This window comes from Thalassotalea insulae (assembly GCF_030161395.1).
GTDB lineage: Bacteria > Pseudomonadota > Gammaproteobacteria > Enterobacterales > Alteromonadaceae > Thalassotalea_E > Thalassotalea_E insulae.
This window is the reverse complement of sequence record NZ_BSST01000001.1, coordinates 3,073,005-3,088,201: the sequence shown is the minus strand read 5'-3', so window position 1 is coordinate 3,088,201 and position 15,197 is coordinate 3,073,005. Positions and strand designations below refer to the sequence as shown.

13 protein-coding genes are annotated in these 15,197 nt (G+C 39.2%); 9 read left to right on the top strand and 4 right to left on the bottom strand.

Annotation, left to right across the window (positions count from 1 at the left end; translation table 11 throughout):
• Nucleotides 1–52 precede the first annotated feature (52 nt).
• Complete coding sequence (locus QQK06_RS13985; protein WP_284245352.1) at nucleotides 53–1,426, bottom strand: lanthionine synthetase LanC family protein; 1,374 nt, start codon at nucleotides 1,424–1,426, stop codon at nucleotides 53–55.
• 740 nt (nucleotides 1,427–2,166) lie between these two features.
• Here QQK06_RS13985 and glnD point away from each other — a divergent pair.
• Both glnD and QQK06_RS13975 read left to right on the top strand, forming a co-directional pair.
• Nucleotides 2,167–4,743, top strand: coding sequence for a [protein-PII] uridylyltransferase (gene glnD / locus QQK06_RS13980; protein WP_284245351.1), 2,577 nt, complete (start codon nucleotides 2,167–2,169; stop codon nucleotides 4,741–4,743).
• Between the two features lie 258 nt (nucleotides 4,744–5,001).
• The gene (locus QQK06_RS13975) at nucleotides 5,002–5,856 is read left to right on the top strand and encodes a hypothetical protein (RefSeq protein ID WP_284245350.1); all 855 of its coding nucleotides are present in this window, start codon (nucleotides 5,002–5,004) and stop codon (nucleotides 5,854–5,856) included.
• Between the two features lie 12 nt (nucleotides 5,857–5,868).
• Here QQK06_RS13975 and speA read toward each other — a convergent pair whose 3' ends face one another.
• The gene (gene speA, locus QQK06_RS13970; protein ID WP_284245349.1) at nucleotides 5,869–7,809 is read right to left on the bottom strand and encodes a biosynthetic arginine decarboxylase; all 1,941 of its coding nucleotides are present in this window, start codon (nucleotides 7,807–7,809) and stop codon (nucleotides 5,869–5,871) included.
• 10 nt (nucleotides 7,810–7,819) lie between these two features.
• Nucleotides 7,820–8,749: an agmatinase gene (speB, locus tag QQK06_RS13965; protein WP_284245348.1), complete on the bottom strand. Its 930-nt coding sequence runs from the start codon at nucleotides 8,747–8,749 to the stop codon at nucleotides 7,820–7,822.
• 225 nt (nucleotides 8,750–8,974) lie between these two features.
• On the opposite strand from speB, the gene QQK06_RS13960 reads away from it, so the two are divergent.
• Together QQK06_RS13960 and speE are read left to right on the top strand one after the other, a co-directional pair.
• A complete protein-coding gene (locus QQK06_RS13960) occupies nucleotides 8,975–9,937 on the top strand; it encodes an adenosylmethionine decarboxylase (RefSeq protein ID WP_284245347.1) in 963 nt (320 codons plus the stop codon).
• Nucleotides 9,927–10,787, top strand: a complete 861-nt coding sequence (speE, locus tag QQK06_RS13955; RefSeq protein WP_284245346.1) for a polyamine aminopropyltransferase — start codon at nucleotides 9,927–9,929, stop codon at nucleotides 10,785–10,787. The genes QQK06_RS13960 and speE overlap by 11 nt, the downstream gene beginning before the upstream one ends.
• A 30-nt stretch (nucleotides 10,788–10,817) precedes the next feature.
• Here the strand turns inward: speE and QQK06_RS13950 are convergent, their stop codons facing one another.
• Entirely contained in the window at nucleotides 10,818–11,393 is a 576-nt protein-coding gene (locus tag QQK06_RS13950) for a dienelactone hydrolase family protein (RefSeq protein ID WP_284245345.1), read from the bottom strand.
• 355 nt (nucleotides 11,394–11,748) lie between these two features.
• Here QQK06_RS13950 and QQK06_RS13945 point away from each other — a divergent pair, with 355 nt between their 5' ends.
• The 5 genes from QQK06_RS13945 (at nucleotide 11,749) to QQK06_RS13925 (ending at nucleotide 15,000) form a co-directional block, all read left to right on the top strand.
• Entirely contained in the window at nucleotides 11,749–12,621 is an 873-nt protein-coding gene (locus QQK06_RS13945) for a LysR family transcriptional regulator (protein WP_284246627.1), read from the top strand.
• Nucleotides 12,622–12,742: 121 nt separating this feature from the next.
• Nucleotides 12,743–13,285 (top strand): hypothetical protein, encoded by a 543-nt coding sequence (locus QQK06_RS13940; RefSeq protein WP_284245344.1) that lies wholly within the window; start codon nucleotides 12,743–12,745, stop codon nucleotides 13,283–13,285.
• Between the two features lie 8 nt (nucleotides 13,286–13,293).
• Nucleotides 13,294–13,431, top strand: coding sequence for a hypothetical protein (locus tag QQK06_RS13935; RefSeq protein ID WP_284245343.1), 138 nt, complete (start codon nucleotides 13,294–13,296; stop codon nucleotides 13,429–13,431).
• Between the two features lie 186 nt (nucleotides 13,432–13,617).
• Nucleotides 13,618–14,346 (top strand): YebC/PmpR family DNA-binding transcriptional regulator, encoded by a 729-nt coding sequence (locus QQK06_RS13930; RefSeq protein ID WP_284245342.1) that lies wholly within the window; start codon nucleotides 13,618–13,620, stop codon nucleotides 14,344–14,346.
• A gap of 231 nt (nucleotides 14,347–14,577) precedes the next feature.
• Entirely contained in the window at nucleotides 14,578–15,000 is a 423-nt protein-coding gene (locus QQK06_RS13925) for an Hsp20/alpha crystallin family protein (RefSeq protein ID WP_284245341.1), read from the top strand.
• Nucleotides 15,001–15,197 lie beyond the last annotated feature (197 nt).

Sequence of the window (15,197 nt, the reverse complement as noted above, 5' to 3'; positions counted from 1 at the left end):
GTGAAAAAGCTTATGCTGACTAATAGCATGTTGAACTTAACGTATAACAATATCAACGACTATAAGGATCATCTGGTAAGCGAACATAAGACGCCTTATTGACCATAGCGGCGTGCATATTAAGTAATGTCATACCAACCCCAGCTGCACCATGTAACAATCCGGTATATTTAGCCTTACCGCCCCCCATAAATGCAGGAGCATCGACTAACCAATAGGCTGATTTATCATCTTGTATAGCGGCACGGGCAATGGTTGCCCACAGCTCATCCCTAATCTTAATTAATTTCTTATCGCCCGCTGACTCTCGGCTCCAATGGCTGACTAAGGACAACACACCTGCCCGACCAAACCTAAAGTCCAATGGTGTCGACGGCTCTGAAAATGGTACTTTCACTTTTCCGGCCACATTGATGTTAAGCAACGTATGCTTAATTAACTTAAGTAAATGTTCGCTTTGTTTCACTTCAATACCAGACTGCTTTACCTGCTGTAATGTTAATGCGACGCCGCTTAAGCCATGGGCCCAACCAAACTGATACAAGCCTTGCCAGTTCTCACTTCCCCAGCCATAAGGAAATCGGATGGTTTCTTGCTCAATTTCGGCAATGCTCGTTAAATAATTAACACCAGCAATTGCCCCATTAATGATGGTTTTATCACGGCTTTGCTTGCCAACGGTGGCTAAGGTATAAACAACACCTGCAGTGCCATGAGAAAAGTTTGGTAAGTTAAACGCTTTATCTCGGCGGAAAAACCAGTATCCCCCCTGTTCCGTTTTTTGCACCTGACTTAACAGAAAATATGCTCCTTGCTGCGCCATTTTCTGCGCTTGAGGAGCATTATACTGATTCGCGTAATCCGATAAGAATAATATGGTTCCCGTATCTCCGTATAATAGGTCATTAAATTTATCACTCCAATGACGCTGCTTACCTTTTACTTGGCTCCAGTTAACCAGTAAAGCGACTATTTTCTCTAATGCGAAATGGTATTTTTCATTAGCTTGAACATGATTAAGCTCCATTAACGCAACACCAATACCTGCAATGCCGTTATACAAACTGGCTTTACGATTATTACTATTAAAGTATGTCGGCTGTGCAAGTAGCGATATTAAATAATCAGCTCCTTGCTTTGCCTGCGTTAAATAAAATGACTTACCCGTTGCCTGATATAATGCGGTAAAAAAGATGACCTTACCTGCCGCACCTGAACCTAAATCATATCCCTGTAATTCTGGCTTATTGACGTTATCAGGCCAGGCAATGCCTTGTGCTTTTTTTACCGCAGTGCTGGCGAGCCAATGGCCTGTTTTTTCAGCTAACATCAGTACATCATCGGCTTCAACCGCCTTCGCCAATTGACTGATAAAAACGCTCACTACGACAGCACTAATGTACACTCGTTTTAGCAAATTGCTCATATCGATTTACCGTCTAATAATTTAGTTATCGGGTATCTGTACATCTACTATACAAAGACAATCATACGTAAGAAACAGTTGTGATAATTAAAAAAGTATCAAAAAATGTCACCATCAATTCCGTACGATTTAATAACATCAACTCAACCAACACATGTTAACTTTCCCCCATAGTTACAACTCTAATCAGTTTACAATTAATCAACAACTCCTCACCACCACCAATGTGAATTTGGCGCAAGATTTGAACAATTACACCAAAACTGATACTATTCGAACTCAAACTATTTAGCAGGACATTTTGTGAGCTTTCAGCACATTAAAAAAACTCAACAAAACTATCGCTTATCCCCTGCAAGTCACTTGTTTCTTCCCCTCTTCTGCGCTATGACCATCTTTCAAAGCAATAGCAAATTCAATCAAGCGAGCTCTTTAACTACCTGGTTCGAGAAACTAATACCCATATGATTAATGATTTTCTCACTCAGCGAGAATTAAAAGGCTTAGAGACAAAGCGTAGATTGCAAAAAATGCTTATAGCTTTGTTATCATCAACAACGCAGCATATAAGGCTTTTAAACTCGCCGTTCGGGAGCTTTTTGGCGGCGCGATAACTGCTGAAAAATGACTTGATGTAGAATGACTATATCTGTGCAGATTTTATTTGTTCCCACACCGCTAACATAGCTCTGAATTGACTAAGTCAATAATCAAATTGGTATAACCATAGGATGGCCAGTATGTCGTTAATTTCATTAAATACTCCAGGAACTGAATTGCGTCAGCAAATAGCACAGTTTGACCAGACGCTAAATGAAAGCTTTCATACCGACTCAATTCAGTCATTGATGCAAAAAAGAGCAGATTTTTTTGATCAGTTATTAATTGCGCTGTGGCAATCAAGCGAGCTTGAACAATCACCTTTATCGCTTAATGCTGTTGGTGGTTACGGACAAAAACGACTGCATCCACAATCAGATATCGATCTAGCCATTGTCAGTGATGGTAAAATTCCACGAGATATTGAACAAAAGCTTTCGCAGTTTTTAACCAAACTATGGGACTTAGGAACAGATATAGGTCACTCTGTCCGTTCTGTGAAAGAAGCAACAAAATTGGCAAAAACAGATATCACTATTGCCACAAACTTACTGGATATTCGCCCACTTATCGGCAACCAAAACCATGCTTCAACCATCAAAGAGGCAATGTTCAGTGATACCATCTGGACCAGCGAAAAGTTTTTTCATGCCAAATTAGCAGAACAGGAACAGCGCCATCAAAAAGCAAAAAACACCGCACTCTATCTAGAGCCTAATTTAAAAAATAACCCAGGAGGTATGAGAGATGTGCAAACGATTCATTGGATAGCGCAAAAACATTTTCTCATTCACAATCCTAAAACCATAAAATCAACCGGCTTTTTAACTTCAGATGAAACCTCAGAGCTCTTAGAGTCTTATGATTTTGTCTGCCGAGTACGTTGGGCATTACATAGTGTCGTCAAAAGACCACAAGAGATCTTATTATTCGATTATCAGTCAGAAGTGGCTAAGTTTATGCGCTTTGGTAGCGGTGATAATTCACAACAGGCGATTGAAAGCCTGATGGGCTATCTATTTCGAGCAATGACACGTATCCGTGAATTAAATCAAATGCTCAGTGATTCTTTTGAATTTGATATTTTAAAGAGTCAACGGCCAAAACCAGATTGCGTTATCGATGACTATTTTGTCGTCAGAAACAATCTGCTAGAAGCTCGTTATGATGAAGTCTTTATCGATAAACGCCAGGTGATCCGGGTATTTTTACTGATTGCCGAGCATGATGACATTAAGGGCATAGCACCGGAAACACTTAGACTATTAAGACAGACAAGACGCCGGCTACTCGGTGAGCTTAGCGGCTATCAAGGCTGCCGTGAAGAATTTATTAAATTATTACAGCACCCTAACGGCTTAAAAACATCCCTCAGTTTAATGCATCGTTATGGCATACTGGCTTCGTACTCCTCACAGTGGAAACAAATTGAGGGGCAAATGCAATACGATATGCATAATGCCTATACCATTGATGAACATACCTTTAAAGCGGTACAAGCGATAGATAGCTTCAGTGATCGGGCAAATAAGCAGAGCTTTATTTATAATATTAATCAATATATAAAAGATCGTAATGCACTGATTTTAGCCACGCTGTGTCACCATATTGCCGGCAAGCAGGCCGTTGGCGATAATCAGCTTAATGCCATCATAGCGCAGGAATTTGCCGAGAATCATCAGATAAAGAATTCCACAATTAAACGTATCTTCTGGTTAGTGGCTAATCAGGAACTGTTGATCACCACCACCCAAAGTCAGGACATTACCGACCCCGAAGTGATCAAACAACTCGCTAAACAAGTGGGTTCTGTTGATAAACTCAATGCGCTTTACGTATTTACCGTCGCCGATATGATAGCGACCAATGACGAATACTGGAATGAATGGCACGAATGTCAGCTGAAACAGCTGTATCTTGCGACCCGAGATGCGTTAAAGCAGGGAATAGAGAATATTTTTGAGGTTCGCACCTTGATCAGGGAAAATAAAAATGATGCTAAAACTCAGTTAAGCGAACTAGCAATAGATCAGTTGGCATTACAAACATTATGGAGCAGCTTACCCAATCACTTTTTCAGCGGTAACAATGTTGAAGAAATTGTTGAGATCAGCCAGAAAATCTTAAACAAGACACCAGAAAACGATACCATTTTTATCAGTGAAAACCTGTCACTGAGCTCTACCTGTTTGACCGTTTATACCAAAGACAGACCTAAGCTGTTTGTTGATATTTTTAATACCCTCGCCAGTGCTAAATTAAAAGTAAAAGACGCGCAAATTATGCAAACCAAAGATGGTATGGTGTTAGAAATCATTAAACTGCTGGATAACTATAATGAGCCGATCACCGAAGAGTTCAGAATAAAGCAAATTGTCAGCAGAGTAGAAAAAGCGATTAATAGTCAAAAAGTGACAAATAATTTAACGACACCTCGCTTTGTCAAAAACTTTGATAACACCACGGTAGTCGAGTTCTTAAAATCCAGCAAAAAGAACAAATCATTGCTAAAAGTAAATACTCTGGATGACCCCTCCTATATGGAAGAAATCTGTGCGGTCTTTGCTGAGCGTGAGCTTACTATTCATTCGGCTAAAATCAGTTCGCTGGGTGAATCGACAGAAAATGTCTTTTTAGTGTCAAAGCATGATAATGAACCATTTACCGATGATGAAAAACAACAATTATCTGTACAATTAGTTCATAGAACAGCATAAAGTAGTTCATAGAAAAGCATTAAGTTGTAACGTTAACTAACGGATTAATAAATAGCGTTATAAAGCTATAATTAGCGATTATTCAAACTAGTTTTTTATTAGTGGCTTCATTTAGCTGCTCAGCTTGCTGTTACGAAAAAGCTACATGCTATATATTAAATTGGCTCTGCTATGCTAACCAGCTGTCACTTTGCTATTATTAAATCAAGCTAGACGATTATTTGAGTGCTGATAATGAAGTGTATTACAGTCAATATAATGGCAATTATCATATCCACTGTTAGCTGCTTAACTTATTTACCGGCAGCATCGGCTAGCTCTGAATCAATTACGGTTAACATCCATACTGACAACTTAAACGATTTTCTCGGTATTACCAATCAAGCGCATAATTCAGCACTGTCTGTAACAACGAATCAATTACTATTTGCTAACTTAGCCATCAAGCTGAACTTCAATTATATGACGACTCAACGCTCGACAACCCAAATGGACGAAGGAGAAAACATCTGCCTGATCGATCGTATCAAAACCCCATTAAGAGCGAGTAAATACTTATTTAGTCTGCCAGTAAACCTTTATCTCAGTCGACGCTTTTATCAAAATATTCACGCTCCAGTCATTAATGATCCCGAGTTACTGATTGATGGTGCACTCGATTTATTAGCATTTTTCAAAAAATATCCTGATAAAAAACTACTGCTGTCACATAAAATTTCCTATGGCAATGCGCTCGATAACCTTTTAGCGAACTTACCAGATAAAAACAAAACCTATCGTAGAGGCGCTGCACATGAAACAGCAATAGTGGATATGTTAGTGTTTGAACGCGTCAATTATACCCTGCTTTATCCACAACAAATTAGCGAACAAAATATAAAAACACCATTAAGATCGTATGAAATAGCAGGTATACCGCCTTTTGTCGCTGGTCGCCTAATGTGTACAAACTCAGCAGAAATGCAGCTATTTATAGAAAAGGTTAATCAAACATTAAAGCGTCTTTACGATAATAAAATACTGTTCAATGCTCATTTAACCTTTATTCCGGATGAATACGCCGATGTACTAGCAAAATATTTTCATCAAGCAACAACAGAAACGATGTTTTAATCGTTTCTGGCCCTATTTTAGATAGGTGTAACTCAACAAACAGTCTTCATAAAAATCGATTAGCTGCACCCCTTCCCTCGGCTTGATCAAGCCTCGTTGTATTTGCTGGTCGATTTCTTTTTTCACCATTTGCGCCATCATTGCTGGTGTGTATTGCATGGTAGAAAGCACATTTTCCACCGATGAACCTTTTACCACCTCTTCAACATAAAAGTCTTTCGGGTCATCATCATAACTAACCACATGTACTTCATTTAACCGGCCAAATAAATTATGCATGTCCCCCATCACATCTTGGTAAGCGCCTGTTAGAAACACGCCGATAAAATAATCTTCACCACTGCGCAATTGATGTAATGGGATATGGCTGGCAACAGCTTCTTCACCAATAAATTTATCAATTTTGCCATCGCTGTCACAGGTAATATCCACTAAACTGCATAGCTTTTGCGGTTTTTCATTTAACCGTGATATCGGCACTATCGGCAGCACCTGATCAATCGCCCAAGAGTCAGCGGCCGACTGGAACACTGAAAAGTTTGCCAGATACTGCGACGATAACATTTCTGGAATTTCTTTCAGCTCTTCAGGAATAAAGGTTAATTCCTCCAAATGTCCAGCGATTGCATTTAATAAACGCCAATAGATGGTTTCAACTTTGGCTAATTCTTCTAAAGTAAAAATGCCAAGTTTAAAGGCATTCAGTGCTTGCTCTTTTAACTGCACGCTATCGTTATAAGTTTCCTGAAAATTAGTCTCATCAAAATTTTGCTCCAGTTCTCGCATATTGGTAACAATAAAGTGTTCGCCGGTCACTTTACGGGTAGAAAACTGAGTGCCGCTTGGGTGAATTTCACCGATCACTTTGGTTACTACACAAGAATGGTGAGCTGTCATCGCCCGGCCACTTTCACTGACAATATGAGGATGTGGCACCGAGGCTAAGTCACAGTTTTGCTTAAAGCCATAGACTATATCAGCAACATATTCCGCTAAACTATAGTTACAGGAAGAATCATTAGTTGACTGAGAACCATCATAATCAACCGCTAACCCGCCACCAACATCGATATACTCCAATGGCACACCTTGTTTAACTAATTGACTATAAACAAAAGACGCTTCCTGCACTGCTTCTTTAATCGCACGAATATCTGTTAACTGGCTGCCGATGTGAAAATGTAATAACTTAATCGCGTCAGTTAAATGCTCTTGTTCCAGTAACTTCACAGCATTTAAAATTTCAGCAATGCTCAAACCAAACTTAGCCCGTTCACCACTAGAGCTTTCCCATTTACCACGCCCTTTCACCATCATTTTGACTCTCAGGCCAATAAAAGGCTGAACATCGAGCTGCTTAGCTAACGCAATCAGTTTTTTCAGTTCACTGAATTTTTCAATAACAATCACTATCTTGCGGTTAATTTTTAACCCTAGTAACGCTAAACGTATATATTCTTCATCTTTATAGCCGTTGAGAATAGTTAATGAGTCTTGATTCGTATTATAAGCAAGTGCGGCAATCAGCTCAGGCTTGGAACCAGCTTCTAAACCATAATTAAAACGTGAACCGGCATCGACAATCTCCTCGATAACTTCACGCATCTGATTAACTTTTACCGGAAAAACACCGAGATATTTCCCCTGATATTGCGCTTCTTCTATAGTGTCACGAAAGGTTTTATTTAATAATTCCACCTGGGAACGTAAAATATCGTGAAACCGAATAACCGCAGGAAATTCGATGCCTGAATCCACCATTTCATCGATCACCTCCCGCATATCGATTTTAACCCCCGGTTGATCATAGCGAGGAATCACCTGAATATTGCCATTGTCACCAATATCAAAATAGCCATTGCCCCAACGTTTAACTCGATAAACATTTTCTGCATCTTCGATTGACCAAGCCGTGGACGGGGCTTGCTTTAGTTTGTTATCTGTTTTATTCAACTTTTTTATCTCAGGTATTTAAACAAATGAGTAGTTCACGCACGACTTTGGTAGCAAACACGTCGCTATTACCGGTAGGATCGATTTCCGGCGACAGTTCTACTACATCGCAACCAACAAAATTTTTCTCTTTTAACAGCTTGCATAAACTGATAAAAGAATGAAAATCTTCACCGCCAGGTTCAGGTGTACCGGTGCCGGGGAAAAAACTCGGGTCAAAATAATCCAGATCTAAGGTTAGATAAATCGGCCGTTGATTATCAATATCGGCAATAGCCGACAAAAAGCTGGCACGAGATTGATACAGGGTTTGATGTGAGTGCATCCACTGATATTCCTCCTTAGTGCCGGAACGAATACCATACTGAATCAATTGATGCTGTTTACCAAAGTGTTCAACAATGCGTCGGATAATGGCAGCATGAGAATAATGAAAGCCTAAATAACCATCTCGTAAATCGGCATGTGCATCTAAATGAATCACCACCAGATCCGGATATTGCGCTAAATAAGTTTTTATCGGGGCATACGAAACCGAATGCTCCCCCCCCAACATTAGCGTTTTCACCCCAGTTTTGACAAAATCGACATCAGCAAACAAGGTAAAATAATCATTAGTTGCCTGCTGCCATTGCTGCTCAATCAACTGATGTTGATCATCACAAACATGGTTAATATCAATAGAGAGGTTACCTAAATCAACAAACTGAATCTCTTCAATGTCTGCATCTAAATAAGGGGAGTAAGATTCTATGCCATCAGAGACTGCTCGCAAAGCATCCGGTCCAGCAAAGGTGCCTTTGCGAAAACAAGCTGTGCCATCAAATCCAAAACCTATGATATGGGTAGTATTTTCATAAATACCATACGCGTGCTGAGCACATTCATAGCGACATTCTGGCGCAACCAATTCAACATTAACGTCTTTTAATTTTTTCACAAAGTTAATCACTTAAAAATTTTGGCAATTATGCAAAAAAAGCTTATAAAGTATAGTAATTTTTGATTATAACGCGCAGGAAATATGGTAATTTTGCGCATAAATAGAAATAAACCCCGTTAACCCCAGCATAACGAATAAAGATTGTATTTCTGTTTTTTATTCGTACAATAGCCGCCGATTTAATGTAGGGTCCCTATACAGGCATTATAAGAGGATACGCGCTTGTACTTTGAAGGTTCTGAAAAAAAAGCAGAAATAGTTATTGATAGCAACAAGTTATCACTACTTTCTGATTTTGATGATACGTTTTGGCAACAATTGGTCAGTTGCTGTAATGCACAGATTTTATCGAGCATCAGTAATGACCAATGCAAAGCTTTTTTACTATCCGAGTCCAGTTTATTCGTTTGGCATGACCGATTGTTAATTTTAACTTGCGGGGTGACCCATTTAGTTAATTCTGTTGAGCATTTATTAAAAAATATTCCTCACCAGCATATTAAGCAAGTCATCTATCAACGTAAAAATGAATATTTCTCTCACGAGCAACCAAGCTGTTTTGGTGATGATATTCAGCTATTAGCGAAATATATCGATGGCTGGGCCTATCGCTTTGGTGAAATGGATGCCCACCATAATTTTGTGTTTCATCAGAAGAACCAGTTTATCGCAGCTCAAGAAGATAAAACTTACGAATTACTGGCCTATCAAATCAGTGAACAAGCATCAAAAACCTTAACCACACCGGGTTTATCAGCTGCGACCATTCGCCAATTCTTAAATATAGAACAGCTCTTGCCAGACTTTATCATTGATGATTTTGTCTTTCAGCCTTATGGCTATTCATTAAATGCCATTAAACAAGAGAAATACTTAACCATTCATGTTACGCCACAAGAAGGCAGTAGTTATGTCAGTTTTGAGTCCAATCTCAATTTAATTGAACTGGCCCCAACAATATTAGCTATTTTGCAACCAGCATCATTTGACTTATTAACCTTCAACGAATTTGATTTTGTTGAAAAGATACCAGAGATTATTCCTGCTAATTATGTCAGTAAGTCACTTGTCAAAGAGACCTTAACTAACGGTTACTTTGTCTGTTTCGCTAACTTTATTAAACCCCAGTTAAGCTTTAACAAGCCAGCAATACTCGATATAACAGGAGAGAATCATGCACTCTGATCTATGGCTAGAAGAAAAATTTTCTGATTTTCTTGGTCTGCGCTTTAAAGTAGAAAATGTCCTATTTTCGGGTAAAAGTGAATTTCAAACCGTCGATGTAGTAGAAACTAAAGGTCACGGTAAGATGTTACTCAATGATGGTTTAGTCATGGTAACCGAACGAGATGAATTTGCTTATCACGACATGATCGCCCATGTGCCGTTATTTGTTCATCCTAACCCCAAAAACGTGTTAGTCATTGGTGGTGGCGATGGCGGTACCGCACGAGAAGTGATCCGCCATAGCAGTGTTGTACAATGTACCATGGTGGAAATCGATGCCATGGTAGTTGACGCCTGTAAGCAGCATATTCCACAAACCGCCAAAGAATTAGAGAACCCTAAAGTAAACTTAATCATTGGCGATGGCGTAAAATTTGTTAAAGAAACTACCGAAAAATTTGATGTCATTATCGTTGACAGCACGGATCCAATCGGGCCGGCTCAACCCTTATTTGGCGAAGAGTTTTATCAAGATGTTTTTAACTGCCTAACAGAAGACGGTATTGTTGTCTCTCAGGGAGAATCGTCCTGGTACGCCATGGATATTCAACAGTCACTGTTAAAAGTACTAAATAAGGTCTTTCCTCAAAGCTATTTATATAGTTTCAGTAATCTCACCTATCCCGGTGGGCTCTGGAGCTTTACCTTTGCCAGTAAACGCTATCATCCGATAAACGATTTTCAAGCGCAGCGGGTTAGTGACAGTGGCTTAGAGTTTGACTATTACAATCAGCAATTACATAGTGCGGCATTTGCATTGCCAAGCTTTGCTAAAAAAGGACTAAAAGGTTTGATCGATAACGATTAAACCTTTACCCATGCTCAGCCTTTAGTACGATTATTTAGTAACTAGGGGCTTTAATTGCTGGCAAAACTGCTGATAGCCCTGAAGCGAAAAATTATCAGAGCATCGATTAATAAAACCATGTAAATAGCTGGTATGTCGTACTTTAACCTTAGGGTATGTGACAAGCTTTTTGGCTAATGCCGCAACATCAAAATGTGTTTCACTTTTCGGCATGATCAATTCAATCGGCACTTGGGGTTTCAGCTCCGTCATATTTCGTATTTGGCTCGCATAAAACGCCATATTCAAATCTGACGATAATAGCTGAGGAGCTTGTGCCGACAATTGCCAGAGCACTGAACCACCTATACTAAAACCAATCACCACATCGACATCAGATAAACGGCTCAACTGACGCTTAGCCTCAATCACATAATTTTCCAGGCCAACATGCTCAGTGAAATATTGATATGCTGATTGTTCGCAGCTAAAGATCATTTGTTGTCCTTGATAAGGTTCAATGATGATCGACTGCTGCCCATCTGCTATGGCCAAAGCAAACTCATTCAGTGCTGGCGTAGAACCAAAGATATCACTGACAATCACTATTACTTTTTTATTAGTCATCGCAATTTATTATACAAACCTAAAGTTAATAAGTGAATATTTCTCAACCATCGCATTATTTTATCTCGTTTGTCATATTAAGTTCATCAAATTATGATGAACTTGTTTTCGAAATCTCCCCAGATTTCTATTCGTTAATATTGTTTAACTTAAGGCGCTAGTTTTAGCGCCTTTTTTTTATCCTGCTTATTACCTTTTTCTGTCAACCTCTTGCACCAAGTTAGTGCGCACAGATTAAAATAAGTCATAGGTGCTATTTTTAATCATTAAATATCATAGTGTTATAAAATATAACTAACTGGCTTAGCACTTGCTCATGCACTGATGGGATAACAACATTTATTTTTATATGGCCATTCAAACACCAATTAGAGGACTACGCTCCTTTTGTATTGCAGCCAAATGTTTAAGCTTTAAACATGCGGCATCACAATTATTTTTAACCCCATCGGCTGTCAGTCACCAAATTAAGCAACTAGAGCAGCAATTAGGTTTCGAGTTATTTCAACGGCAGACCCGTGCCATCGCCTTAACCAGTGCTGGTAAACAGTTTTACAACGCAGTAAAACCTATTATAACCGAGTTAGAATCCACCATTGCTGATTTTACCCAAAGTCAGCAAAATCAAACTATTATCATAAGTATGCCGGAGTTTTTCGCCAGTGAACTTTTTGTTCCTAAGCTGAGCGAGTGGACCTCACTTAATCCTGAAATTAACTTGCAGCTGGAAACAGTGAAATCAGCAAGCGAACCTGCCACCACAGCAGACCTGTCAATCGTACTAGCCAATGGTCAGCCCAATGCCGCCGTTGTCCATGAGTTATTTCCGATCCGTTATGCACCGGCTTGTAATAAGAAACTTTATAAAAAATGGGCCAGCGCAGGCTACGAAGCATTAAAACATGTGCCCTTAATTTTACATCAAGCCCGTCCCTGGTCATGGCATCAATGGGCCGACCGCATTGATATTGATGATTTTGATCCAAAACAGATCATTCAATTTGACAGCATGTTCGGCGTTGCCCGGGCCGCTCAACAAGGCATGGGGATCGCCTTAGTGCCTTTACCAATGAGCAAAGCCTGGTTCAGTGAACAGCTGCTGGTTAAGCTCTTTGACCATGAATTAGTCACCAAAGATAAATATTATCTCATCCAGCATGAACACATTGAACTCAACAGTCCACTACAAACCTTTTCAAACTGGGTTAAGCAAAGCTTTGCACTATAAATGAAAAAATTTCACTTTATAGGTGTATTTTAATCGTTTGTCAGCATAACAGTGTTTTTTTAAAGTGATAAACGTCAATTGAGTTGACGTTTCTTTCAACGGATTAATTAAGGAAAACACCATGAAGCCAAGTTCAAAAACACGCTCAAAAATAAGTTCACTGTTTAGTAATTTCTTACCCGCTACCATATTACTTTGCACTAGCTCAGCAATAGCGAACACCAACAATGAAAACTTTACCGTCGCGGTGATCCAAGATGCTGTTGGGAGCGAAAATTTAATTGCCGGCAACTACCATCAAGGACTCACAGATTTATCAAGTAAAGTTTCAAGCGATCGTTTTGCACGATTAATGGGGTACTGTGTCGCTCATATAAAAACCTATAAATTAGCCGCTGCCGAAAGTTCATGCACTAGCGCAATATCTGCACTTTCTTCCAACGCAGCCCGAGGAAGAAAAGGTAAAGAATTAAAAGCGCTGGCCTATAGCAACCGTGGTATTGCCCGATTTTTAAATGACGATAACTTAAGTGCCTATGAAGATTTCTCTACGGCAAAAGCCTTATCAAGTAATAAGATCGTTATCGACAATATCAGGTATTTCAAAAAAGCAATCCGCGTGATTGACTCACCTGACAATAGCGTTGAAAGCTTAGCAGACTAGAGGGAATTATGAACATTATCATAACAACCGTATCTCAATATTATCTGTTTTTGTATCAGCTTAAACACTTAAGTACCTCGCAATGGAATATGGAGCATTATCAATTATCCACCTTGGGCACACATCGACAGCATAAGGTAACTTAAGATGAGCACTCCTTATTGATTATGGCGATAAGCACATTCTCACTTATCGCCTTTTTTTATCGTTACACTCTTCAACTCTGCCAGCGGTAATTTTCACCAATAAAAACACCTCGCCCCTAGAAAGCCTGACGATAGGCTGTTAGAATTCTGCCAGTTTGTTTTAAACAAGATACGAGATCAAAAAAGATGGGCAGAGCTTACCAAAACCGTAAATTATCCATGGCCAAAACTGCGGGCCAAAAAACCAAACTTTACTCTAAATACGGTAAAGAAATTTATGTGATCGCGAAAAATGGTGGTGTTGACCCTGACGGTAACTTAACGCTGCGCCGCACCATAGAAAAAGCGAAGAAAGATCAGGTTCCAAGCCACGTTATTGAAAAAGCGATTGAAAAAGCTAAAGGTACGGGCGGTGAAGATTATGCCGAGGCGCGTTATGAAGGTTTTGGTCCAGGTAACTGTATGGTGATCATCGATTGTTTAACCGATAACAACAACCGCACCATTAAAGATGTCCGTCAATGCTTTACTAAAACCAATTCAAAAATTGGTTCCACGGGTACGGTATCGCATATGTTTGATCATCAAGCAGTTTTTGCATTTAAAGGCGAAGACGACGAAACGGTATTAGAAAACCTGATGATGGCAGATATTGACGTCACCGATGTAGAGCTGGAAGACGGAATCATTACTGTCCATGCACCACATACCGAATTTTTCAAAATTAAAACTGCGTTTACCGAGAGCATGCCAGAGTATGATTTGGAAGTAGAAGAAATTACTTGGGTACCGCAAACTTATACTGAAATAACCAATGAAGATGACATTGCAAACTTTGAAAAGTTTTTAGCAATGCTCGATGACTGTGAAGACGTACAAAACGTTTATCATAATGCGGAACTACCGCAAGATTAATTTAGACCTCAATAATTAAGATAACTTAAAGCACGCTAATTTAGCGTGCTTTTTTGTTGTTTGCTCTTACAAAATTTGCGTCAAATTTCATTCCAGAAACTGACCTACTTTTACAAAATAGTTCATTTATTAATCTGGATCAATATTCGTTATTTTAATTGGAAAATAGACTTTAATGATTAAATTTTAACCTTATATTAATAGCGTGATCCAAATAAAGTTAAGGAGCAAATGATGAGCTTATTACCTCGTGAACAATGGTTCGATATGGATAATTTCTTTGATAACTTCCTAAGCAATAAGCATAAAAGCGATGAAAAAAGCTTTTTTGCGCCAAGAGTCGATATAACCGACAAGGAAGATCATTACGAAATTCTCGCCGAACTACCTGGAGTTAAAAAAGATGATGTTTCTGTGCAATTGCACGATGGCGTTCTCACCATCGAAGCGAAAACCAATGAAGAAACTAAATCTGAAAAAGACAAAGTTATCCGCAGAGAACGTCGCACCGGCTTTTTCAGTAGAAGTTTTACTGTTGGTAACAATGTCAGCGCTCAAGACATTGATGCAAAATTTGAAGATGGTCTGCTTAAACTCAGCGCCCCCAAAGTGGTTGAGCAAGAACAGGAAAAACGTCGGATAAAGATAAATTAATAGCAACATTAATCTATCCTAATAGTGTTAATTGAAACAGCCAAATTTGATTGCAACACTTTATCAAGTTTGGCTGTTAGTTATTCAATTTACTGAGTTTGGTAATAAAACAACCTCGGTGTCAAAAGCCCGCGTCGATGATTCAACGTCCCCCTCAAAGAAATATCTAATTAGCCTTGCTTGGCAATGTTCTGAAT